Genomic DNA, 23492 nt, shown 5'->3' on the forward strand with positions numbered 1-23492 from the left:
CCCACCCAGCAACCCGCGCCACACCCAAAACGCAACAGGCTCTGCAACCGGGTAGCCGCGAGAAAACCTGGTAGTGGGCACGCCAAAAGCCGGTATTCGCCAAGCAAGCCGGCAGCCACCCCGGGCCTGGGTCGCCTGTGTGTGCAGGGGGATCCGGCTGCTGATCACAAGGGTCCGATGAACGGCGACACGCCCAGTCACAAGGGTCCGATGAACGGCGACACGCCCGGTCACAAGGGTCCGATGAGGGGATACCGGCGCGCTGGGTGGCCATGTGGGCGGGGAGGAGGGGGCGTTACTTGATGCGGGGATGGGGGAGAAAGTTGCGGGGGATTTTGTGGGGTTTGCGGCTCGCCGGAATGGGCTTCGGTGGACCCGGATGGCCGTTACGGTCGAAGTAACGTCGTTGCTACGAGGAGTGATACATGCGTCACCAGCTCAGGTCGGCCGTTGCTCTTGCCGGCTCGATCGCCCTGCTCGCGGTGGCGGCCTGTTCGCCGCCGCAGAACTCGGGCGAGGAGGGCAAGGGGGGCAAAACCGTGACCACCTCGCTTGCCGCCGAGCCGGTGCACCTGAACCCGATGGGCCCGTTCGCGGCGGCCGATACCGCCGTACTCACGCTGTTGCAGGACACGCTGCTGGTCGCGAACCAGCAGGGCAAGTACCTGCCGCGGCTGGCGGAATCGTGGACCATCTCGCCGGACGCGAAAACGTTCACGTTCCGGCTGCGGCCCGGCCAGGTGTGGTCGGACGGGCAGCCGTTCACGGCCAAGGACGTCGTGTTCACGCTGACCTCGTTCGCGCATCCGAAGGTGGCCAGCCCGCAGTCGACCCGGTTGTCGAACGTCGCGGGTTACGCCGACCTGCAGGCGGGCAAGGCGAACACCTTGGCCGGAGTCACCGCGCAGGGCGCCGATACCGTGCAGATCAAGCTCGCCAACCCGGACGCGGGATTCCTGTCGCTGCTTGCCGCCGGCATGTACTTCTTCATCCTGCCCGAGCACGTGCTCGGCAAGATCGAGCCGGCGAAGCTGATGAAGGACCCGTGGTTCCTCAAGCCGACGGTCTCGATCGGTCCGTTCACCTTCGGCGAGTTGCAGCCGGACCAGCGCGTCGTACTGAACAAGAACCCCAAGTTCCGTACGCCGGTCGCCTTCGACCGGATCATCCTGAACATTCTCAAGACCGAGGTGGCTACCGGCCAGCTCGGTACCGGCGAGATCGACATCGCGCCGGTCGGCCCGCTCGAACGCAAGAACGTCGAGGGCCTGGACGGCGTCCGGGTGGAGAGCATCGAGTCGCCCGGGTTCAACCGGATCGCGCTGAACATGCGGCACGACTATCTCAAGGACAAGCGGGTCCGCCAGGCGCTGGTCTACGGCATGGACCGCCAAGGCGCGATCGACGCCGCGCTCGGTGGTAACGGCAAGGTGCTGAACAGCGCCTTCATGACCGAATGGGCGAAACCGGCCGGCCTCCAGGAGTACGCGTACAACCCGGACAAGGCGAAGCAGTTGCTGGCCGACGCCAAGTGGGACCCGAACCAGGTGCTCATCGCGCCGTACGACCCACTGCAGACCGACCGGGCCGCCGTACTCACCGTGCTGACGGAGAACCTGAAGAAGATCGGGGTCAAGCTGCAGCCGAGGCCGTTCGACCCGAGCGCCGGTTCACCGTTGGACAAGGGCGACTGGGACCTGTTCCTGTTCGGTGGCGGGGTTTACGGCATCGACCCGGCGACGCTGGTGCCGATCCTGACCTGCGAGCAGGCTTATCCCAAGGGTGGCAACATCCCGGGCTACTGCAGCGCCGAACTCGACAAGGCGATGTCGGAGGGCGCGCGTACGGCGAGCCAGGAGGCCCGCGCGAAGGCCTACCGCCGGGCGGCGCAGATCGAGAACGAGGACGTGCCGTACCTGTGGACCGCCCGACCGATGGCGCTGACGGGAGTTCGCGATCGCGTGCAGGGGTACGTGCCCTGGGGTGACGCCGCGCTGAGTCTGATCGACGTGGCCCAGTGGAAGGTCGACTGATACGCCGATGCTGAGGTATCTGGCGGTCCGGCTCAGCTCGATGCTGGTGGTGCTGTTCGCCGTCAGCATCGGGCTGTTCGCCCTGGTGCTCGCGGCTCCGGGTGATCCAGCCACCACGATGCTGTCCCCGGAAGAGCTCGGCAATTCCCAGGAGTACATCGAGCAACGCCGCCACGAGCTCGGCCTGGACCGCCCGGTCCCCCTGCAGTACGTCGCCTGGGCCGGTCGCGTTGTGCAAGGTGATCTCGGCACCTCGTTCGTCAACCAGAACCGGCCCGTCGCGCAGCTCCTGCTGGAACGCCTCGGGCCCACGCTGGAGTTGATGCTGACGGCGATGACCTTGAGCGTCATCCTGGCGTTGGTGCTGGGTGTAACCGCTGCAGCCCGGAAGAACAAGCCGGCCGACTACCTGATCAGTACGTCGACCATGCTGGTGATGAGCGTGCCCGCGTTCTTCCTCGGCATGCTGGCCATCTACGTGTTCGCGTTCCGGCTGCGCTGGTTGCCGTCGTCCGGTATGGCCTCTCCTTCGGACGGCGGCCTGATCGATCTGCTCAAGCACCTCGTTCTCCCGGCCGGCATCCTGGCCATCCACGGCTGCGCGAGCCTCATTCGGTATGTCCGGACCGGTCTGCTCGAGGAATTGAACGCCGACTACGTAAGAACGGCCGTGGCCAAGGGCGCGAGTCCGATGCGCGCGCGAATGCATGCCTTGCGCAACAGCCTGCTGCCGTTGATCACGCTACTGATGATGAACGTGCCGGAGCTGCTCGGTGGTGCCGTCATCCTGGAGACGTTGTTCTCCTGGCCGGGCATGGGACAGCTCACCCTGGCGGCGATCGGCAACCAGGACATCCCGCTGATCGTCGGGTTCGGCCTGATCGTGACGATCCTGGTTCTATTCAGCAACCTGCTGGCCGATCTGCTCTACCGGCTGGCCGATCCGAGGGTGCGGCTGCGATGACGCTGACTCCCGATCTGACCGGCGGCCCGATCGATCCCGGCGCGGCTCCCGCACGGTTGGCCTGGCGGCGGTTCCGCGCGAATCCCGGCGCGATGGCCGGCCTGATCGTGCTCACGCTGATGGTGTTCGCCGTCACCATCGGACCGTACTTGTTGCCGTATGCCCCTACCGACATCGACCTTCGGCACATTCGCGAAGCGCCGTCGTCCGCGCATCTACTCGGTACGGATGACACCGGGCGCGACGTACTGGCGAGGCTGTTGTCGGGCGGGCGGGTCTCCCTGCTGGTCGGGTTCGCGACGGCCGCGTCCGCCCTGGCGATCGGCACCTTCCTGGGTGTCGTGTCGGGCTATATCGGCGGAGTGCTGGACCTGTTCGTGACCCGGCTGACCGAGTTGTTCATGGCTGTACCGAGTGTGCTGGTCGTGATCGTGCTGGCCGGTGTACTCGGGCCGAGCGTGCCACTGCTGATCGGCCTGATCGCCTTGTTCTCCTGGCCTACCTCGTGCCGGATCGCGCGCAGCATCGTACTCAGCGTGCGCGAACTGGAGTACGTCCAGGCCGCGCACGCCGCCGGTACGAAGGGCTGGCGGATCCTGGTTCGTCACTTGTTGCCGAACGTGATTCCCCAGGTCGCGATCTCCGGGGCCCTGCTCGTCGCGGGCGCGATTCTGGCGGAGGCTGGTCTGTCGTTCCTTGGCCTCGGCGTGACACCACCTGCGGCCAGCTGGGGCAACATGCTGCAGGAGGTCGGATCGTTCACCAAGCTGACGAGCCTGCCGTGGCTGTGGCTACCCGCTGGCGCGGCCATGTCGCTCACCACGTTGTCGGTCATCTTCATCGGCGACGGCCTTCGGGACGCGCTCGACCCGCGAGGTTCGCGATGAGCCTGCTGAGCGTGCGGGATCTCCGCGTTGGTTTCGACACCATGTCCGGCCGGGTGGAGGCGGTCCGCGGCATCTCGTACGACGTCGAGCGCGGCAAGATCCTCGGCATAGTAGGCGAAAGTGGCTCGGGTAAAACCGTCAGCGCGCTGTCCGTGCTCCGCCTGTTGCCGCCGAACGGCAAGATCCTCGACGGTTCGATCACCTTCGACGGCACCGACCTGGTGCAGGCCTCCGAACGGCAACTGCGGGAGGTTCGCGGCGGCCGGATCGGCATGGTGTTCCAGGACCCGACGACCGCGCTCAACCCGGTGGTCCGGATCGGCCGCCAGATCGACGAGGCGGTCCTGCTGCATAACCGGAAGCTCACCCGGCGCGAGATCCGGCGTCGTACGCTCGACACGCTGGAGCTGGTCGGCGTACCGGATCCGGCCCGCCGCGCCGAGCAGTATCCGCACCAGTGGTCCGGCGGTATGCGTCAGCGGGCGGTGATCGCGATCGCGCTGGCCAACGATCCGGAGCTGGTCATCGCCGACGAACCGACCACGGCGCTCGACGCCACCGTTCAGGCTCAGGTCTTACGGGTGCTGACCGACGCACGGGAGGCCCGGGGTTGTGCCGTCGTACTGATCACCCACGATCTCGGCGTCATCTCGGATGTCGCGGACGACGTGGTCGTGATGTACGCCGGCCAGGTGGCGGAGGCCTGTCCGGCACCGACGTTGTTCGACGCGAGCCGCCATCCCTATCCGCTCGCGCTGATGCGGAGCCGCCCGGGCTGGGCGTCGGCCGCCGGCACCACCCGGCTGGTACCGATTCCGGGGCGGCCGCCGGATCTGGCCGCGCCGTTGCCGGGTTGTCCCTTCCAGCCGCGGTGTGACTGGGCGGGCGACGATCCTGCGTGCGTGACGGTCAATCCCCCGCTGATCTCGTTGACCGAACGCCATCGAACCGCCTGCCATCACCACGACCAGCTGGGGGTGCGGGCATGACGCTGCTGTCGGTGCGGGATCTCGCCGTGCACTTCCCGGTACGCGAGGGCCTGCGGCGCAAGTCCGTCGTACGCGCCGTTGACGGGGTGTCGTTCGACCTCGATCGCGGCGAAACGCTTGGCCTGGTCGGCGAATCCGGCTGCGGCAAGACCACCACCGGCCGCGCGGTGATGCGACTGCTCGAACCGACCAATGGCCGGATCGAGCTGGACGGCGCCGATATCACCCACGTCACCGGTCGCGAACTTTCGGGCCTACGGCAACGAATGCAGATCGTCTTTCAGGATCCGTACGCCTCGCTCAATCCGCGCATGACCGTGCGGCAGATCATCGCCGAACCACTGATCGCGCAGGGCCGTTGGCGTTCCGGCGGTCCCGCCCGGGTGTCCGAGCTGCTCGAACTGGTGGGCCTGCAACCCCGGCATGCCGACTCGTATCCGCATCAGTTCTCTGGTGGTCAACGGCAACGAATCGGTACGGCCCGGGCCCTCGCGCTCGAACCGGAACTGCTGGTCCTGGACGAACCGGTGTCCGCGTTGGACGTCTCGATCCAGGCCCAGCTGGTCAATCTGTTCGTGGATCTGCGGGCCTCGCTCGATATGGCCATGCTGTTCATCAGCCACGATCTGTCGGTAGTGCGGCATATCAGCGACCGGGTGGCAGTGATGTACCTCGGGCAGATCGTCGAGCATGGCCCGGTTCACGAGGTGATGGACGCGCCCGCCCATCCGTACACCGAGGCGCTGGTTTCGGCCGTGCCGGGTGGACCCACGGGCCGGGAGCAGATCGTGCTGAGCGGCGATCTCCCGTCGGCCGCCGACCCGCCCAGCGGATGCCGGTTCCGGACCCGGTGCTGGCAGGCCGACGACCAGTGCGCCGTACAGCCTGAACTGCTCGAACTCGGGCCCGGGCGCTATGCCGCCTGCTGGCATCCGAACGTCACCAGCGAGCCCGTTGGCCCTGCCGACCCTCGGCACTGAACGTCTTCTCGCTATTCGATGGTTCGTCACGTCTTCGACATAGTTCATGACGTGAATCAATGTCACACTGCTGAGCGTTTGCCCTGCAGGTCAGTTCCTACCTATCTACCCCACAGACCGCCCGATGTAGCGGTTGATCAGGAGGACGCAGTGAAACGCAGACTTTCGGCAGCCCTGCTCAGAACCACGGTCAGCCTGGCCGGCGCCATGGCGTTGATCGCCGCCGTACCGGTGGTGGCCCACGCGGAGCCACCCCAGGCCTTGCCCCAGAACGCGGACGGCATGGAGCAGACCTACTCACCCGCGTACGACTACGACACCGACGGTTGTTACCCGACCCCGGCCATCGGCATCGACGGCACGCTCAACGGCGGCCTCGCCCTGGGTGGCGCCGTGAACGGGCAATGCCGGGACCAGTGGGACCTCGACAACACCAACGGCTATGCGCGGTACAAGTGCAACAACGGCTGGTGCGCCATCATGTACGGCTTGTACTTCGAGAAGGACCAAGTCTCGCTCGGCCCGGGTTCGGCCGGACACCGGCATGACTGGGAGCACGTGGTGGTCTGGGTGCAGAACAACGTCGCGCAGTACGTCTCGACCTCGCAGCACGGCAACTACGCGATCCACCCGCGCGGCAACATCCGCTGGGACGGCACCCATCCGAAGGTCGTCTACCACAAGGACGGCATCGGTACGCACTGCTTCCGGGCGGCCAACAGCAACGACGAACCGCCGGAGAACCACTACCACAGCTGGCAATTCCCCCGCCTGGTCGGCTGGAACGGCTACCCCGCCGGTCTTCGCGACAAGTTGGTGAACCACAACTTCGGCAGCGCCAGCTTCGCCCTCAAGGACGGCAACTTCAACGGCCAGCTCGAAAAGGCCAAACCCGCCGGCATCCCCTTCAACCCCCACGGCTGACCTTCTCTTAGCGTCCCCAGCTTTTGCGCCGATCGGACCCGTTCAGCGCAGAAGCTGGGATCGCAAGGGGAACCTGGATAAATCGATTGCGCTGAAGAGGTACGACGTGTTGGCTCCGGGGATGCTTACTGTCGCCGAGGTGGACCCGTTCGACGAGCGCGCTTTTGGCGACTGGTACGACGCGTTGCGCGCGGGCGCCGCTGCCGACCGAGAGGCGCCGGTGATCTCCACGCTTGAGGCGCTCACGTTCTCGCTGCGGAATCCGGGTGAGCGCCTTCGCCGGCTGGCGGTCGCGGCCACGCAGAACGGCGAGACCGTCGGCGCGATGCTGTTCGAGCTGCCACTGGTCGATGACCTGAGCAACGTGATGGTCGAGATCGACGTACCGCCCGCGCACCGCCGCAAGGGCGTCGCGACGGCGCTCTGGGCCTGGGCCGCGGAACGGGCCGCCGCCGAGCAGCGCTCGATCTTCCAGACCGAGATCAACATTCCCTCGGGGTTCGACCTGCACAGCTGGCCCGGCGCTGCTTTCGCGACCAAGCTCGGATTCGCCAGCGAGAACACCGAGGACCACTTCGTCACGCCCTTGCCGTTCGACCCGGCGACCATTTCGTTGCTAAAGGCAAACACTTCCGCACTCGCGTCGTACCGGCTGATCTCCTGGGCGGGGCAGTGCCCCGAGGAGCATCTACAGAAGTACGCGGATCTGCATACGGCGATGAACCAGGACGTGCCGACCGGTGGACTTTCCCGCGAGGCCAGCGCGTGGGACGCCGAGCGAGTCCGCACGAACGACGCCCGGCTGGTCGAGAACTACCTGCCGTTGGTGACGATGGCGCAGACGCTCGAGGGCGAACCCGCCGGTTACACGTTGATGTACGTGCAACTCGGCGATCGGGCGAACGTGCTGCAGGACGACACCCTGGTGATGCGAGATCACCGCGGCCACAATCTCGGCACCCACCTCAAGCTGGCCAATCTCGATCAGCTGGCCGTTCACCACGACAGCCCGGGTTGGATCCACACCTGGACGGCGGAGTCGAACGGGCCGATGCAGAAGGTCAACGCCCGCTTCGGTTTTCGTGTCGTCGAGCAGATGCACGAGTTCGAACTCACTTCGCCTGCGACGGCCGGCCACTGATCGCGTACACCCCTGCTGCCGCGACAACCAGCCATACCGCGCCCACGAGGCCGGCCCGCTCGTAACCGGCGCCGCTCGCGAGTGATCCGAGGATCGCGATTCCCAAGGCCGCGCCGACCTGCTGCGAGGTCGCGGCCATCGCGCCCGCCACACCGGTGTCGGGACCCGCGCCCAGGGTCGCCGTACTGTTCGCCGCGGGCAGTACGGCGGCCGCGCCAAGCCCTTGCAGCAGAAAGATCGGCAGCACCTGCACCAGGTAGTTGCCCTGAGCATCCAGCTGACTGAGCAACACGAGACTGGCCGAAACACTCAGCAGCCCTGCCACGAAAAGGCTTCGCACGCCGAACCGATCCGACAACGGACGAACCACCCGTAAGCCGATCATGATGGCGGCCGTGAACGGCAGGAAGGTCAATCCCGTCCGCACCGGGGACAACCCCAGCGTGCTCTGCAGGTGGAAGCTCACCAGCAGGAACGTCACGAAGACACCCGAGGCCCATGAGGCCATTCCGACGTACGCCGCGACGCGACGGCGGTTGCCGAGCAACCTGAGCGGCAGCAACGGCGCGACGGCCCGGTGCTGGATCCAGACGAACAACCCGAGCAAGGCCAAACCGATCACCAGCGGCGGGAGCCCTACACCCCAGCCGGATTCGCCGGCCATGGTCAGGCCGTACACCACCGCGAGCAGGCCCGCCGTACCAAGCAAGGCGCCGAACAAGCCGGGCCGTACGACGGCTTGCGCACGGTCGGCTCGTACCGACCAGGCCACTCCAGCGGCGGCGATCAGGGCGATCGGCACGTTCACGAACATGGCCCAGCGCCAGCTCAGGTAGTCGGTCAGCACGCCGCCGAGAATGACGCCGATACCGGAGCCACTGCCCATGATCGTGCCGTAGATCCCGAAGGCACGGGCCCGGTCGAGCGGCTGCGGGAACGATATCGACAGCACCGCCAGTACCGACGGCGTGATCAGCGCGCCGAAGACCCCTTGCAGGAAGCGGGCCCCCAGCAACGATTCCGGGTTGGTGGCGAAGCCGCCCAGCACGGAGGCGAGGGTGAAACCGGCCAGGCCGATCAGCAGCGTGCGCCGACGGCCGAGCAGGTCCGAAACCCGTCCACCCAGGAGCAGCAGCCCTCCGAAGGCCAGGGCGAAGGCGTTGATCACCCACTGCCGCTCGACCGCGCTCAGGCCCAACGCCTGCTGGGCGGACGGTAACGCCAGATTCATGATCGTGGTGTCGATCGCGAGCATCAACTGTGCGACGGCGATGGCGATCAGCGCCCACCACCGTCGTACGTCCGTCACGGGTTCGGTCAAGGCGGTCATCGCGGTCCAATTCGTTGGGATAGCCAATGTTGGTCCGGCCAACGATAACGTTAATCGTGGGCGTTGCCAACGAATTGGCTAGAGTGAGCTCATGGACGAACGGGCCCCCGGGCGATTGCTGGCGACGCCGAGCTGGCTGGTCGGGCAGACCGCGGTGCAGTCCCGCCGGATCATCGGCGCGGCGTTCGCGGCCGCGGAGGCCAGCGGGTACCACTACCGGCTGCTGCTCTCGCTCGCGGAATTCGGTCCGGCGAGCCAGGCCACGCTCGGCCGGCGGACCGGGATCGACCGCAGTGACGTCGTCGCCGCGCTGAACGAGCTATCCACCGCGGGGTACGTCGACCGCGAGATCGATCCCGACGACCGCCGGCGCAACATCATCACGCTCACCGCGGCGGGCCGGCGGCAGCTGGAGCGCCTCGACCGGTTCGTCGAGGCGGCACAGGAAGAACTGTTCGCACCGCTGTCAGCGGCCGAACGCGGGCAGTTGACGCGACTACTGGCCCGAGTGGTCGAACACCACGCTCAGGCCGACTAGTCGGTGGGACGTCGTAGCCGGGCTTCGACGTTCGCCAGGCGCCGGACGGGCTTCGCCAAGTGTCAGGCGGGTTTACCAGGCGCGGGCGCGGCGGCGGGCTACGCGACGCTCACGGGCGTGTACCCGGCGGCGAGCCTTCCACGACAGCTTGCGCTCCGGCGGGACGACGCCGAAGACGGCGAAGTACGGCTGCGGCTGCTGGTCGAACGGCATCTTGCACTCCCGAACTCACTAGACGGACAGCAAGTCAGATGCGCGAACAGGGCCGTTGGTTCCAACTAAGCCGGACGGCACCAGTTCCGTCCCTGGTCCTGCGTTGGTAGAAAGGGGTCGGGTACGCCCGCGTGCCCAGACCTGTGCCTGTGTCGGATGACCTAGGAGTCCACGCGTGACCAGTTCCGATTCTGCCGGCCAAGCCGGTTCCGACGCCCTGTCGAACCTCATGCACGAGGAGCGACGGTTCGAGCCGCCGGCCGAGCTCGCCGCGAACGCCAACGTCAAGGCCGACGCCTACACCGCCGGGGAGGACCTGGAGACGTTCTGGGCCGAGCAGGCCAAGCGGCTGACCTGGGCCGTCGAACCGACCCAGACGCTCGACTGGAGCAACCCGCCCTTCGCCAAGTGGTACGCCGACGGCAAGCTCAACGCGACGTACAACTGTGTCGACCGGCATGTCGAGAACGGCCTCGGCGACCGGGTCGCGTACTACTTCGAGGGCGAGCCCGGTGACACCCGCGAGATCACCTACGCGCAGCTGAAGGACGACGTCAGCCAGGCCGCGAACGCGCTGCTCGAGCTTGGCGTCGAGGCCGGCGACCGGGTCGCCATCTACATGCCGATGATTCCCGAGACCGTGGTCGCGATGCTGGCCTGCGCCCGGATCGGCGCCCCGCACACCGTCGTGTTCGGTGGCTTCTCCGCGGACGCGCTCAAGGGCCGCGTACTCGACTGCGACGCGCGCGTGGTGATCACCTCCGACGGCGGTTACCGCCGCGGCGCCGCGTCCGCGCTGAAGCCGGCCGTCGACGCCGCGCTCGAGGACTGCCCGGACGTACGGAACGTGCTGGTGGTCCGCCGTACCGGCCAGGACACCGCGATGACCGAGGGCCGCGACCTGTGGTGGCACGAGTTCGTCGGCAAGCAGTCGACCGAGCACACGCCTGAGGCCTTCGACGCCGAGCACCCGTTGTACGTGATGTACACGTCGGGAACCACCGGCAAGCCCAAGGGCATCCTGCACACCACCGGCGGCTACCTGGTGGGGACGTCGTACACGCAGTGGGCCGTCTTCGACCTGAAGGCCGACACCGACGTCTACTGGACCGCCGCCGACATCGGCTGGGTCACCGGCCACAGCTACATCGTGTACGGCGCGCTCGCGAACGCGACCACCTCGGTGCTCTACGAGGGCACACCCGACACTCCGCACCAGGGCCGTTGGTGGGAGATCGTCCAGAAGTACAAGGTCTCCATCCTGTACTGCGCTCCGACGGCCATCCGGACGTTCATGAAGTGGGGCAAGGAGATCCCGGAGAAGTTCGACCTGTCGACGCTGCGCATCATCGGGTCGGTCGGTGAGCCGATCAACCCCGAGGCCTACATCTGGTACCGCGAGAACATCGGCGGCAACAAGGCCCCGGTGGTCGACACCTGGTGGCAGACCGAAACCGGTATGCACATGATCTCCCCGCTGCCCGGCGTGACCGCCGGCAAGCCCGGCGCGGCGATGAAGGCCCTGCCGGGTGTCGCGGCCGAGGTGGTCGACGACGCCGGCAACCCGGTCCCGAACGGCAGTGGCGGCTACCTGGTGCTGACCAAGCCGTGGCCCGCCATGCTGCGCACCCTGTGGGGCGACGACGAGCGCTTCAAGGAGACCTACTGGTCTCGTTTCCCCGGTATGTACTTCGCGGGCGACGGCGCCAAGAAGGACGAGGACGGCGATCTGTGGCTGCTCGGCCGGGTCGACGACGTCATGAACATCTCCGGCCACCGCCTGTCCACCACCGAGATCGAGTCCGCTCTGGTCTCGCACCCGAAGGTGGCCGAGGCGGCCGTCGTCGGCGCGTCCGACCCGACCACGGGCCAGGCCATCGCGGCGTTTGTCATCCTGCGCTCCGAAGCCGGTGACGGCGGCCCCGACGTGGTCCAGGAACTGCGCAACCACGTCGCCAAGGAAATCGGCCCGATCGCCAAGCCCCGCCAGATCATGATCGTGGCCGAACTCCCCAAGACCCGCTCCGGCAAGATCATGCGCCGCCTCCTGCGCGACGTAGCCGAAAACCGCGAGGTAGGCGACGTAACCACCCTCGCCGACTCCACCGTCATGGACCTCATCAAGTCCAACCTCGAAACCGGCAAATCCGACGAAGACTAACCACCCAACGGTTCTTTAGGAGTCTGCTGGACGTTTTTACGTCTAGTGGACTCCTAAAGAAGACCATTCGGCTGGGACCGACTGGTAGACCACTTGGTGAATTAGTTACCGGGGACTTGGGTTTGATGGTGGTAAGTGTCGGGGAAGGTTGCGGTGCGCTTCGTTGCGTTGCGGAGCGCGCCCGCCTCTTCGAAGGATGGTTCCGCCCATGCGCAAGGTTCCACGTCCCACGATCCGAACCTCGGTGGTGGCTGCCCTCGGGCTTGCTCTCGCGACCGGGTCCACGCTTGCGGCAGCTGCGCCCGCTGCCGAATCCAGCTCCGCCGCAGGCTCGGAGCTTCCCGTTACCCTGAAGGCTTCCCCGCAGGCTTTGTCCGGCGAATCGACCCGGGCGCTCGCGCAGGCCGTTGCGGCTGACGCGCTCGGACAGAGTGCCGAGACGAAGGGGTTGGCCCCTGCCGAAGCCGCCGGCCGGTTGACCAAGGCCGCGCGGGAGTTGGTTGTCGACGTACGTTCTGCCTCGGCCGGTTGGGCTCGGGGCGTGGCGTACATCGAGGCTCCCGCCAAGGAGCACGCCGCTCCGCAGGGCTGGTTGTTCGTCGCGCGTCAGGTCGACGGTCGATGGGTGACTGGTCTGGAAGGCGACCAGGAGTTCGCCGGTTTCGTGGCGAGCTCACCCCTGGTCCCAGCGGCCGAACGCGCCACTATGAAGGCCTTCGCGGAGAAGAAGGCCTCCGCCTCGGCGTACGGCACTCTCGCCGCCACCGGCCTGTTGCTGCCGTGGATGCCGGACTACTACATGACGATGTCGGGCGGTCCGCACGCCTGGGACGGCGGCTCCGGTCCCTGGAGCAGCCTGGACTTCGCGGGCGGCAACGCCAGCGGCATCGTGCGCTCGTCGGGCTCCGGTACGGCGACCTCGATGTGCGGCGCCGGCGGTGGATGGACCCGGGTGATCCACCCGAACGGGTTCTCCACCGACTACTACCACATGCGCAGTACGACCTATTACAACGGAACGGCGGTCGGCCGCAGCGCCTACCTCGGCGTCATCGGCGTCGATGTCTGCGCGGGTGGTTCCGCCACTGGCGCCCACGTCCACTGGGGTTTGCGCACGTACGACGCCGCCATGAACGGCCAGTACACCAACCTCCACGGCCGCGGAATCGGCGGCTGGACCTTCTACCACGGCAGCGCCCAGTACGGCGGCTACGCGACTCGTCTCGGCGTAACGGCCTACCCGGGCCACGCCATCTACAACCGCCTCGGCTAACAGTGATGAGCTGAGGTCAGCGAGGACCTCCATACTTGCGGCCCGATCCCGTCGGCTGCCCCGTCTTTCGCCCGGTCTGTCCGCCGTAGGTCGCTGGTATGGCGTGAGCCCGGGCCGGCTACCGGGTTGCGGGGCGCCTACCGGGTTGCAGGGCGGCTACCGGGTTCTGGTGTGCCCACTACCGAGTTCGTGTGCGGCTACCCGGTTGCAGCCAGGTAGCCGCACCAAAACTCGGCAGTCGACCTCGAGACCACCCGACCACCCTGACCCGCCGTCAACCTCAACCCGGCCCGGGGCCACATCGTGCAGCGAACGCGACCACCCGCGCCACGCCGCGCGAACCCAGCACCGTGCTGCGCCACGCGAACCCCAGATGCCTCGCCACGCAAACCCCAGCATGCCGCGCCATGCCGCACGAGCCCGGCGCGATGACGCGAACCCGGCGCCTGACGCGTGAGCCAGGCGCGGAGCATACGGAACTACCCGAGTCGCCCGGCCACAATGCCGCCGATCGCCGGTCGGCCTCCATAGGAGCACCCCCACGACCTGATGGGCCCTCGACCCCAGAGCGAGGGGCCGTCAGTTGTCCTCCGCCCAGGCACTCCCCACAACTTCCGCGGCTTCGTCGGCCGCAAGCCATCGAAGGTCTAGCACGTCCCCGCGCAGCCGAAACCGCCCCGCGTCCCAGTCGGCCAGTTCGGCGGGGACGTCCTCGGGCTGCACCATCGCGTCCGGATCAAGGCCGGCTCCGGACAACCAAACGCGGACGGCCCACCGATAAGGACCCCAGCGACGCCACCACAGCCGGCCGCCGACTTGGGTCGAGGAGGCCTCCGGCTCGACGCGGATATACCCGACCACTCGGCCGGCCTTGGAAAGCTCGGCGACCCGATCGGCGTACCGGGCCAGCGCTTCGGGAAGTTCCGGCTCAGGGTGCTGCGGTCTCAACGGCATGGTCCGTTGAGAAGTGGTCAGGTGGGGAGGCTGGTGGGCCACCAGGGTGGGACGTTGGCGGGGCAGAGCGGGGAGGGGAGCCAGGCGGGAGTGCCGGCCCAGGAGAAGAGGGCGAGGTCGGCGATCGCGATGGCGATCAGTGCGGCCAGTAGCGGCTTGAAGAACTTGCCGCCGGCTTTGCCGCGTTGGGAGATCCGGAAGACGACGTTGAACAGCACCATGTTCACCACCATCGCGACGGGCAGGCCCACAAAAAGCAGCGTTACCCCGTTGCCGACGTCGTTGATCTGGACGTTGCAGGTATCCCAGGCCCGGCGGGTCAGCGTGAGCAGGCCGAACCCCGCGCCGCCCCCGATCACCAACGTCAGGAACGAAAGCACCTTCGCCGGATTCGCCATGGTCTTCACGCTACCAACGGACCGCGCTCGGCGTACGCCGCGAAGCTCGTCGTACGCCGGGAAGAAGCTCGCCATAAGCCAGCGCAGCTCGCCGTGCGCCGGAAAGATGGTGCGGGCCAGGCGGGACGCGGGCATAGTCGCGAAGGTGGACCTTCGGATGCGGCAGTACTCGGGTTCGGCCGGCGACGCGGCGGCGATCGGCCGGGTGCGCGAGCGCGTCCGGGCGGTCGACGGCGACCACTGGATGCCGGGTCCGGATGAGCCGCAAACGGAACCGGACCAGCTGCCGTTCTGCGCTGTACGAAAAGCTCGGCTATCGCGTCGTCATACGCCAGCCTCGTTATCGCAAGCCGCTCGACTAGGTGGCCCGGGCACCTTTTAGGCTCGGGCCATGGAGACGATGGAGACGAAGCGGATCGAGGCGACCAACGCCGAGCGGTTCGAGCTGGCCCAGCAGTACGGCTGGCAGTTCCGCCCGGACGCGCCGGATCTGCTGGAGCTGTGGCGGGTGCTGCCGTTCAGCCAGGTGGGCGACAAGCGGATCGCGTTCGGTGTGCTGACCGGGGCCTTCCAGGGCATGCCGTTCCTGACGTTCGACTTCCACCGGCGCCCGGTGGTGACGAATGTGCACACGCGCTGGACGAACAAGAAGGTGAACGAGCTCGACACCATCACGATCGACTCCGTCTGGGTGGTGAAGCTGCCCGCGCCGATGCTGTACTTCCAGATCGTGTCGAGTGTCGACTCCGCGTTCGAGGTCGACGAACATCCCGAACCGCCTACCGCCGATCCCAAGTTCAACCGGTGGTACAAACTGCTCGGCACCGATCCGAACGTCGCGACGCAGATCCTCACCCCGCCGGTGATGGCCCTGATGCGCAAGGAGAAACTGCACACCTGGGCGCTGACCGGCAACGAACTGGTCTTCACCGAACAACCCACCTTCGGCCGTACGAAACCGAAGGACATTCTCGAAACTCTCGGCAAACTCGCGCAGCTTGTTTCGGTTCTGCCCTATCGCTGACGAGACGGCGCCCGCGCGGCGGGATTGCGCTGGAGTGGTCCGGCATGTGAAGACTGGTCCATGACCGCACTCGCCGCCATCATCCATGCTGGACTGGCCGCCGCCTGGGTGGGTGGCATGGCCTACTCGTTGTTCGTGGTCCAGCCCAAGCTCCGCCGGTACTTCGGCTCCGACGAGCACGGCCGCGAGGCGCTCACCATGATGATTGCCGCTGGCAACCGCTGGAAGGTGCTCGGGCTGATCGCGGTGATCGCGGCCTCCGGTCTGGTCCTGCTCTGGCGCACGTCATCGCCACTGTGGATCCATCTGGTCAAGGCGACTTTGTTGCTCGGCGCAACCGCCATCTTCTGGTACGTGTCCTGGCGGCACTGGCCGCGCCGCGTCTTCGCCACCCGCGCGGAACTTCCGAACTACCAGAGCCGCCTTCGCACCCTGGCCCTCGTCATGCTCGGCCTCACCGGCACGGCCTTCGCCCTGGGGGTCGCCGCCACGCACTCCTGACCAGACCGCTGGCATAGACCAGTAGGCTGGCCGGCCTGAGCGCCGAGAAGTCCGGGCGCAACGCCGTACCGGTCGAGTTCGCGGCGGGCGCGCGCGGAACCCCTAGGTGGCGCGGTACGCGATGGTCAGGTCGTACCGGTCGGAGCGATAGATCGACCGGCCGGACTCGATCACCTCGCCGGAGGCGGTTCGCGGTTCCGACGAGATGATCAGGCACGGGGTGTTCGGTTCGATGCCGAGCAGTTCCGCGTCGGCCGGATCCGGCGGCGAGGCGACCACCGAGGCCGAGACCAGGCCGAGTACGACGCCCCAGCGCCCGGCCAGTTCGCCGTACAGCGAGAGCTTGCCGAAGTCGAGTTCCTCCAGGCCCGGGTAGCGCCGCAGCGAAAGGGTGGTGCGCTCGATGGCCATCGGCTCGTCGTCGGCCGTGCGCAACCGGACCAGCCGCAGCGCGCGCGTTCCCTCGGGCTCTTCCAGCCGTGCGGCGAGTGCGCCGGTGGCGGTGATGACCTCGTGTTCGAGCACCTTCGCGCCCGGCCTCAGCCCGCGCGCCAGCATGTCCCGGCTGAACGACGACGCGACCAGCATCCGCGGCGGGGGCACGTCCGCGACAAAGGTGCCACCACCCGGGCGGCGCGCGGCCCGGCCCTCGGCAACGATCCGATCGACCTCCTGGCGGACCGTCATCCGGGCCACGCCAAGACGTTCGGCGAGCACCCGCTCCGAGGGCAGCACGCTGCCGGCCGCGAGCGTGCCGGTCAGGCGGCGCAGGATCTCCCGGATCTGATCGCCCTTGGGCCGGTCGGCGCTGAGCGCGGTCGGCAGGTCGGCCAGTTCACCGGGATCGTTCCTGGGACGCGACATGAGGCCAGTATCCGCCGTCACCGGCCGATGCCACGGTGCCGGGGTACGACCGATCGATCACAGCTCCTTCGCCGGCTGGATGATCAGCTGGGACAGGTTGACGTGCCGGGGGCGGCTGACGAGGTACGCGACCAGATCCGCGAGTTCGTCGGGCTGCACGGCGGGCAGGGTGGTCCGCATTTCGTTGACCATTTCCCGCAGCTCCGGAGGGAAGGCGTCGGCCAGTTCGGTGCCGCCCGTCATGCCCGGTTCCAGGTTCGTGACCCGGATCCCCTGCGGAGCCAGTTCGAGCCGCAGGGATTTCGTCAGGTAGGACACGGCCGCCTTCGAAGCGCCGTACACGGCCATGCCGGCCATGAAGTGGTTCGCGGCCAGCGACGAGACGTTGACCAGGTCGGTGGTCCGGTCGGCGGCGGACCGGAGCAGCGCGGGCAGGAAGATCCGGGTGGTGTTGATCGTGCCGGTGAGGTTCACGTCGACCAGCCGCCGCCACTCGGCAGCGGGCACCTGCTCGAACGGCGCGATGGTCATACTGCCCGCGTTGTTCACCAGCAGATCGACGTCACCCAGCCGGTCCTGGACGACTTGCGCGGCCGTGGACAGCGACGCCTCGTCGGTCACATCGGCCGGCACGGCGATCGCGGTGCCGCCCGTTTCCTGAATTCGCGCGGCGACCTTCTCCAGCCGGTCCGCGCGCCTGGCGACCAGGGCGACGGCGGCTCCGTCAGCGGCCAGGCGGGTTGCGATGGCGGCGCCGATTCCGCTGGCGGCGCCGGTGATGAGGGCTACTCGATTCGTCATGTCCATCAGCCTCGGCGGTGACCGCGAAACGGACCAGATCCTTGCCGACCGTGGGTCTGGCAGTACCACCCAGCGTGCTGACCCAGCGTTGTGGCGGGCTGGGATAATGGCAGGTGTGACGATCAGACCGGACCTCGGCGAATTCCTGCAGACCCGGCGGTCCCGCATCCGGCCCGAGGAAGTAGGCCTGCCGTCCAGCCCGGACCGACGGGTGGCGGGCCTGCGGCGCGAGGAGGTGGCGCTGCTGTCGAACGTGAGTGTCGACTACTACATCCGCCTGGAACAAGGGCGCGCCGCGAACCCCTCGCACGCCGTACTGACCGCTGTGGCGTCGGCCCTGCGGCTGAGCGAGACCGAGCGGGAGCACCTGCTGGCGCTGGCCAATCCGGCCGCGCGACGTCGGCCCGAGCCGGCCAAGGTTCGGCCGCAACTGGCCGCGATGGTGAACGCGCTGCGGGAACTCCCGGCGGTGGTGTTGGACCGGTTGAGCAACGTACTGGTCTGGAATCCGGCCGCGGCGGTCGTACTCGGCGACTTCGCGAACGGCGAGCGGAACCTGGCCCGGCGCTACTTCCTCGATCCGGCGTCGCGGACGCTCTACTCGGACTGGGAGTCGGCCGCCAAGGACATGGTCGCGCACCTGCGGAAGATGTCAGCGGAGTACGCCGACGATCCGGAACTCGCCGAGCTGGTGGAAGAGCTGTCCGCGTTGAGCCCAGAATTCGCGGGCTGGTGGTCCGGCCACGACGTGAGCACACGGTCGCACTGCCCGAAGATGCTGAACCACCCCGGAGCTGGACGGTTGACCTTCTCGCTGGAGGTGCTGGTCGTGCCGGCCGACGACGGGCAGGCGGTGCTGACCTACACCCCGGCGGACCAGGAGACCGAGTCGGCCGTCGAGGCCCTGCTGCAGCGCTCGTCGGCGGCGCGGATCGCCGGATGACCACCGGCTTTCACCGGTAACGCGGGTCGCCGATGACCGCGGGACCGCACAGCGTTCTTGACCCGCAACTACGCTGGGGAACATGGCTCAGTTCAGCGCGGAGACCGCCCGGACCGGCGAGTGGAAACGACAGGGCAACGCCTTCACCGACCGGATCAGCCGGGACTCGACGTCTGGCCCGGGCGAGGGCCCGGACGAGCAACGCCGATGGCCGGTGGAGCCCGGCCGCTACCGGCTGGTGGTCTGCCTCGCCTGCCCGTGGGCCCACCGCGCGGTGATCGTACGCCGCCTACTCGGCCTCGAGGACGCGATCAGCCTCGCGGTGGTGGACCCGATTCGCGACGAAAGCGGCTGGCGCTTCACGCTCGACCCTGATGACCGCGATCCCGTACTCGGCATTCGCTATCTCGCGGAGGCCTATCACGGTACCGACCCCGGTTTTGAGGGACGCGTGACCGTACCGGCGATCGTCGACACCCGCACCGGCTTGGTGGTGACGAACGACTATCCGCAGATCACCCTCGACCTGTCGACCGAGTGGACCGATCACCACAAACCAGACGCGCCGAAGCTGATCCCGGCCGATCGTGGCGAGATGGACCAGCTGATCGAAGAGATCTACCAGGACGTGAACAACGGCGTCTACCGCTGTGGATTCGCGACCACCCAGGAGGCGTACGAGACGGCGTACGACGCCCTGTTCGCGCGGCTCGACGCGTTGGAGAACCGGCTGGCGGATCGTTCGTATCTGCTGGGGGATGAGCTGAGCGAGGTGGACGTTCGGCTGTTCACCACGTTGGTGCGGTTCGACGCGGTTTATCACGGGCACTTCAAGACGAATCGGCAGAAGCTGACCGAATTCCCGAACCTGTGGGCCTACGCGCGAAGGCTCTATCAACAGCCGGGATTCGGCGACACGGTCGACTTCGACCACATCAAGCGCCACTACTACGTCACGCACGACACCATCAACCCGACCGGCATCGTCCCCAAGGGCCCCGATCCTTCGACCTGGCTCACCTGAACCACCACCCGGCGCCGTCGCCTCCCCCACAGCGCGCGATTCGCCGACCAAGGTCGGGGGTTCGTGGCAACTACCCGGTTTCGGCGTGACTGCCGGGTTTCAGTGCGCCCGCTACCGAGTTTTTGTACGGCTACCCGGTTGCAGCCAGGTAGCCGCGCAAAAACTCGGCACTGGACCTCCGGGATCGCTTCGCCCGCCTACGTCGGCGACCACAGCGGGCCGCCGTACGAAAGGGCGAGCGAACGCAGACCAATCGACGCAGCGCCGTGACACCTCGCCGTCGTACCGACTGGTGGCGGACGCGACGCCGAGAGAAGTCGTCGCGATACGGGCCCAGTGGCGTGCGGTGGTGGGCTAGCTCTGGTGGATGAGGGTGTGGACGGCGGTGGCTATTGCGTGGGGGTGGGTCAGGGGGAGAGTGACGTGGGCGGCGGTGGGTAGGGAGTGGTGTTCGCCGCGTGGGGACTTGGCGGCGATCGCGTCGTAGAGGACGTGGCTGGCGGTGACCTGTTCGCGGACGAGTTCCTCGGGCTGGAACATCGTTTGACTGGCGTCGACACTCGCGCCGGACAACACGATCAGCGGTACGTCGGGGAGCGGGCCGCCGGCGCGGAGTTCTTCCAGCAAGGCAAGGACATTCAGGCCCTCGTGCAAGCCGGTCGGCAGTCGCTCGGGACTCACGTGCTTGTCGATCACCTGCTCGCGCACGTGCTCCGGCAGCGGGCCGAAGCTCGTCGCGAACACCGCGCGAACTTGCGAGACGAACTCATCAGTGAGCTCAGGCAGTTCGACGTCCTCGGTGGTGTTGGCCGCAAGCTTCAAATGATCCGGCATGTAGTTGTCGTAATCGGCGTGCAGCGGATCAAGCAGCAAGATCGCGGCGGTCTCCGCCGGGAAACGCTGCGCGTAGCGCTGGGCATACGCGCCGCCGAGGGAGTGTCCAACCAGCACGTACGGACCACTCAGGCCGACGGTGGCCAGGAGATTCCGGAGCTCGTCGGTGACCTCGTCCAGGGTTCGCGGCAGCTCGGCGTCATCGCTCCAGCCGGTGCCGGCCCGGTCGTACAGCACGGAGGTGGTGAACTCCGCCACCAGGTCATGAGCCAGCAGGTAGTCCAGCGCCATGCCGCCGGCGCCCGGCAGGAACACCACGACCGGACCGCCCTCGCCAGACTGGTGCAGCCACAGCCGACGGTCGTTCAGCTCGACAAGGCGCCCGGTAATCGGCGCAGTTGATCTCATAATTGAGAATGGTATCAACTGTGAGATCATGTCGCAATGAGGGTCACCGAACTGCTGATGCACCCGGTCCGGCTGCGGATCGTGCAGGCGGTGTTCGATGGAACGCCGTTCACCACCCAGGAACTGCGCGAGCGGCTGCCGGACGTGTCGCGTGCCACGATGTACCGCCAGGTGGAGATCCTGCTCGACGGCGGGCTGCTCGAGATCGACAGCGAGGAGCGAGTGCACGGAGCCGTCGAACGGCGCTACCGGTTGCACTCGGCGCGTTCGCTGATCGATCGCGATACCGCCGAGGCCATGACGGTGGACGATCATCGCCGGGGATTCGTCGCGTCCACGGCTTCACTGCTGGCCGAGTTCAGCGCGTATCTCGATCAGGACGACGCCAATCCCGCGGCCGACCTGGTGTCCTACCGCCAGATTCCGCTGTACCTCAGCGACTCCGAGAAGGCGGCGCTGATCGACGCGTTGGTCGCGTTGCTGCACGCCCATGCCGGCAACGACCCGTCTCCCGACCGCCGCCGCCACCTACTCGCGGCCACCCTCTTCCCGACCGAACCCGTCGACGAGGTCGAACCCGTCGCCGACCCGGAACCCCGGTGACGCAGCCGACCGTCCCCGAGTCTTGACATGCGGCAGCCTGATCGGCGCCGGGGCCTGGCATGACTGCGGCATCGATCGCGGGCACCGTGCTCGGCGGCCTGCTGCTCGGCGTTATACCAGCCGTCGTGATCGTGCCCCTGCTGGTCGCATTACTTCTGATATCAGCGCTCAAAGTCTGCTGCCACCGATAATTGCCCTTAGCAACCATGCGACTACGTGTCCGCTCAATTGCCTTTAGTAGCTGGCGTCCCGCCGATAGTTGCCACGCCGTACGACGGATCGCGGCGCCCGGCTTCTGGGTAGAATCGGCCAAGGTGTGCCGGGAAGTCTGGTCGGCGATGTATTTGACGACCCCTGCAGACGACCTGAAGACGACCCCGCCCGGAGGCCGCCATGACGCCCGCACCGCGTACCCCTCAGCGCCGTACTGCCCGTGGCTCGGAGCGCCGCCGCGCTTTTCCCCGGATCCGTACGCCGGAGCGGGCCTATCTCGCGGACCTGCTGCGGGCGGAAACCACCGGAGGCCTCCTACTGGTCGCGGCGGCCATCGTCGCGCTGGTCTGGGCGAACTCCCCCTGGCAGGACGCGTACCACCATCTGCGCGACTACGAGCTTGGCCCGTTGACCGTGGAGGCGTGGGCCTCGGACGGCGCACTGGCGGTGTTCTTCTACCTCGCCGGCGTCGAGCTCAAGCGCGAGCTCGTGGTCGGCACGTTGTCGCGCTTCAACGAGGCGATCGTGCCGGTGGCCGCGGCCCTGGCGGGCATGATCGTGCCGGCCTTGATCTACCTCGCGATCAACCTCGGCCCCGACGGCGAACCCAAGGGCTGGGCCGTGCCCACCGCCACGGATATCGCCTTCGCCCTCGCCGTACTGGCCATCGTTGGCCGGTCCCTGCCGAGCGCGCTCCGGGCATTCCTGCTGACGCTCGCGGTGGCGGACGACTTCGGCGCGATCCTCATCATCGCGATCTTCTTCTCGCACGGGTTCCACCTCTGGGCGCTGCTGGCGTCGCTCGCGCTGGTGGCGGGCTTCATCGTGCTGCAACGCCTTCGCGTCCGCTCGTCGTTCATCTACCTGCCGCTGGCTCTCGGGACCTGGTGGTTCATGCACGAATCGGGCATTCACGCCACGATCGCGGGCGTCGCGCTCGGCCTCGCCACCCGGGTACTGCGCGACGAGGGTGAGGCCCGTTCACCCGGCGAGCGCCTGCAGCACCGGCTCGGGCCCTGGTCCGCGGGACTGGCCGTGCCGGTGTTCGCGCTGTTCGCCGCCGGTGTCACCGTGGACGGCGAGGCCCTGCGCACGATGCTGACCGACCCGGTCGCCATCGGCATCGTGGCCGCCCTCGTCCTCGGCAAGATCCTCGGCGTCCTGGGTGGCTCCTGGCTCACGGCCCGATTCACCCGCGCCGAGCTGAACGCCGACCTGGCCTGGCGCGACGTCGCCGCCGTCTCCGTCCTGGCCGGCATCGGTTTCACCGTCGCACTGCTGATCGCCCAGCTGGCCTTCACCGACGACCCGGCCCAACTCGAGCGCGCCAAGGCCGCCGTGCTCACCGCCTCCCTGATCGCCGCCATCCTCGCCACCTTCGTTCTCCGCCGCCGCAACCGCGCCTACGCCAACACCTGACGTCAGGGCACAATTCGTCACTCAAAGGGTTCGAACGGCTTCAACAGGTGACCTCCAGGTGGCTACTATCGCT

Annotated in this window: 23 protein-coding genes; 16 read left to right on the forward strand and 7 right to left on the reverse strand. The window is 67.5% G+C overall.

Annotated features, from left to right (window positions below):
- Window positions 1-425: 425 nt before the first annotated feature.
- The 7 genes from ACFFGN_RS08875 to ACFFGN_RS08905 all read left to right on the forward strand — a co-directional run bounded on the left by ACFFGN_RS08875 (window position 426) and on the right by ACFFGN_RS08905 (window position 7918).
- The gene (locus ACFFGN_RS08875; RefSeq protein ID WP_380045093.1) at window positions 426-2033 is read left to right on the forward strand and encodes an ABC transporter substrate-binding protein; all 1608 of its coding nucleotides are present in this window, start codon (window positions 426-428) and stop codon (window positions 2031-2033) included.
- A gap of 7 nt (window positions 2034-2040) precedes the next feature.
- Window positions 2041-2997, forward strand: a complete 957-nt coding sequence (locus tag ACFFGN_RS08880; RefSeq protein ID WP_380045096.1) for an ABC transporter permease — start codon at window positions 2041-2043, stop codon at window positions 2995-2997.
- Window positions 2994-3884, forward strand: coding sequence for an ABC transporter permease (locus ACFFGN_RS08885; protein WP_380045100.1), 891 nt, complete (start codon window positions 2994-2996; stop codon window positions 3882-3884). The genes ACFFGN_RS08880 and ACFFGN_RS08885 overlap by 4 nt, the downstream gene beginning before the upstream one ends.
- The gene (locus ACFFGN_RS08890; RefSeq protein ID WP_380045103.1) at window positions 3881-4873 is read left to right on the forward strand and encodes an ABC transporter ATP-binding protein; all 993 of its coding nucleotides are present in this window, start codon (window positions 3881-3883) and stop codon (window positions 4871-4873) included. The genes ACFFGN_RS08885 and ACFFGN_RS08890 overlap by 4 nt, the downstream gene beginning before the upstream one ends.
- Window positions 4870-5853 carry an ABC transporter ATP-binding protein gene (locus ACFFGN_RS08895; protein WP_380045106.1) on the forward strand — a complete coding sequence of 328 codons (984 nt, stop codon included), beginning with the start codon at window positions 4870-4872 and terminating at the stop codon, window positions 5851-5853. The genes ACFFGN_RS08890 and ACFFGN_RS08895 overlap by 4 nt, the downstream gene beginning before the upstream one ends.
- 150 nt (window positions 5854-6003) lie before the next feature.
- Window positions 6004-6777, forward strand: a complete 774-nt coding sequence (locus tag ACFFGN_RS08900) for an NPP1 family protein (RefSeq protein ID WP_380045109.1) — start codon at window positions 6004-6006, stop codon at window positions 6775-6777.
- Window positions 6778-6898: 121 nt separating this feature from the next.
- Window positions 6899-7918: a GNAT family N-acetyltransferase gene (locus ACFFGN_RS08905; protein ID WP_380045111.1), complete on the forward strand. Its 1020-nt coding sequence runs from the start codon at window positions 6899-6901 to the stop codon at window positions 7916-7918.
- Here ACFFGN_RS08905 and ACFFGN_RS08910 read toward each other — a convergent pair.
- The gene (locus ACFFGN_RS08910; RefSeq protein ID WP_380045114.1) at window positions 7890-9248 is read right to left on the reverse strand and encodes an MFS transporter; all 1359 of its coding nucleotides are present in this window, start codon (window positions 9246-9248) and stop codon (window positions 7890-7892) included. The genes ACFFGN_RS08905 and ACFFGN_RS08910 overlap by 29 nt on opposite strands.
- Window positions 9249-9339: 91 nt before the next feature.
- Here ACFFGN_RS08910 and ACFFGN_RS08915 point away from each other — a divergent pair, with 91 nt between their 5' ends.
- Window positions 9340-9786: a MarR family winged helix-turn-helix transcriptional regulator gene (locus tag ACFFGN_RS08915; RefSeq protein WP_380045117.1), complete on the forward strand. Its 447-nt coding sequence runs from the start codon at window positions 9340-9342 to the stop codon at window positions 9784-9786.
- Window positions 9787-9858: 72 nt separating this feature from the next.
- On the opposite strand, the gene ACFFGN_RS08920 is transcribed toward ACFFGN_RS08915, so the two are convergent.
- Entirely contained in the window at window positions 9859-9999 is a 141-nt protein-coding gene (locus ACFFGN_RS08920) for a hypothetical protein (RefSeq protein WP_380045120.1), read from the reverse strand.
- A 229-nt stretch (window positions 10000-10228) separates the two neighbouring features.
- Between ACFFGN_RS08920 and acs the strand changes: the two genes are divergently transcribed.
- Both acs and ACFFGN_RS08930 read left to right on the forward strand, forming a co-directional pair.
- Window positions 10229-12160: an acetate--CoA ligase gene (gene acs / locus ACFFGN_RS08925; RefSeq protein WP_380045424.1), complete on the forward strand. Its 1932-nt coding sequence runs from the start codon at window positions 10229-10231 to the stop codon at window positions 12158-12160.
- Window positions 12161-12368: 208 nt separating this feature from the next.
- Window positions 12369-13433, forward strand: coding sequence for a M23 family metallopeptidase (locus tag ACFFGN_RS08930; protein ID WP_380045122.1), 1065 nt, complete (start codon window positions 12369-12371; stop codon window positions 13431-13433).
- A gap of 579 nt (window positions 13434-14012) precedes the next feature.
- Here the strand turns inward: ACFFGN_RS08930 and ACFFGN_RS08935 are convergent.
- A complete protein-coding gene (locus tag ACFFGN_RS08935; protein WP_380045125.1) occupies window positions 14013-14387 on the reverse strand; it encodes a hypothetical protein in 375 nt (124 codons plus the stop codon).
- A gap of 17 nt (window positions 14388-14404) precedes the next feature.
- Entirely contained in the window at window positions 14405-14920 is a 516-nt protein-coding gene (locus ACFFGN_RS08940) for a hypothetical protein (RefSeq protein ID WP_380045128.1), read from the reverse strand.
- A gap of 256 nt (window positions 14921-15176) precedes the next feature.
- Here ACFFGN_RS08940 and ACFFGN_RS08945 point away from each other — a divergent pair, with 256 nt between their 5' ends.
- Together ACFFGN_RS08945 and ACFFGN_RS08950 are read left to right on the forward strand one after the other, a co-directional pair.
- Window positions 15177-15809, forward strand: a complete 633-nt coding sequence (locus ACFFGN_RS08945) for a hypothetical protein (protein WP_380045131.1) — start codon at window positions 15177-15179, stop codon at window positions 15807-15809.
- A 60-nt stretch (window positions 15810-15869) separates the two neighbouring features.
- Window positions 15870-16310: a hypothetical protein gene (locus ACFFGN_RS08950; protein WP_380045134.1), complete on the forward strand. Its 441-nt coding sequence runs from the start codon at window positions 15870-15872 to the stop codon at window positions 16308-16310.
- Between the two features lie 102 nt (window positions 16311-16412).
- On the opposite strand, the gene ACFFGN_RS08955 is transcribed toward ACFFGN_RS08950, so the two are convergent.
- Window positions 16413-17174 carry a GntR family transcriptional regulator gene (locus tag ACFFGN_RS08955; RefSeq protein ID WP_380045137.1) on the reverse strand — a complete coding sequence of 254 codons (762 nt, stop codon included), beginning with the start codon at window positions 17172-17174 and terminating at the stop codon, window positions 16413-16415.
- Window positions 17175-17231: 57 nt separating this feature from the next.
- Complete coding sequence (locus ACFFGN_RS08960) at window positions 17232-17975, reverse strand: SDR family oxidoreductase (protein ID WP_380045140.1); 744 nt, start codon at window positions 17973-17975, stop codon at window positions 17232-17234.
- A 115-nt stretch (window positions 17976-18090) separates the two neighbouring features.
- Between ACFFGN_RS08960 and ACFFGN_RS08965 the strand changes: the two genes are divergently transcribed.
- Entirely contained in the window at window positions 18091-18918 is an 828-nt protein-coding gene (locus ACFFGN_RS08965) for a helix-turn-helix transcriptional regulator (protein ID WP_380045143.1), read from the forward strand.
- Between the two features lie 82 nt (window positions 18919-19000).
- The gene (locus ACFFGN_RS08970) at window positions 19001-19942 is read left to right on the forward strand and encodes a glutathione S-transferase family protein (RefSeq protein WP_380045146.1); all 942 of its coding nucleotides are present in this window, start codon (window positions 19001-19003) and stop codon (window positions 19940-19942) included.
- 354 nt (window positions 19943-20296) lie between these two features.
- Here ACFFGN_RS08970 and ACFFGN_RS08975 read toward each other — a convergent pair whose 3' ends face one another.
- Window positions 20297-21184: an alpha/beta fold hydrolase gene (locus ACFFGN_RS08975; RefSeq protein ID WP_380045149.1), complete on the reverse strand. Its 888-nt coding sequence runs from the start codon at window positions 21182-21184 to the stop codon at window positions 20297-20299.
- Between the two features lie 36 nt (window positions 21185-21220).
- On the opposite strand from ACFFGN_RS08975, the gene ACFFGN_RS08980 reads away from it, so the two are divergent.
- Both ACFFGN_RS08980 and nhaA read left to right on the forward strand, forming a co-directional pair.
- Complete coding sequence (locus tag ACFFGN_RS08980) at window positions 21221-21787, forward strand: helix-turn-helix domain-containing protein (RefSeq protein WP_380045152.1); 567 nt, start codon at window positions 21221-21223, stop codon at window positions 21785-21787.
- 393 nt (window positions 21788-22180) lie between these two features.
- Entirely contained in the window at window positions 22181-23419 is a 1239-nt protein-coding gene (gene nhaA, locus ACFFGN_RS08985) for a Na+/H+ antiporter NhaA (RefSeq protein ID WP_380045155.1), read from the forward strand.
- Window positions 23420-23492 lie beyond the last annotated feature (73 nt).

It is taken from the genome of Kribbella deserti (genome assembly GCF_042434725.1).
GTDB lineage: Bacteria > Actinomycetota > Actinomycetes > Propionibacteriales > Kribbellaceae > Kribbella > Kribbella deserti.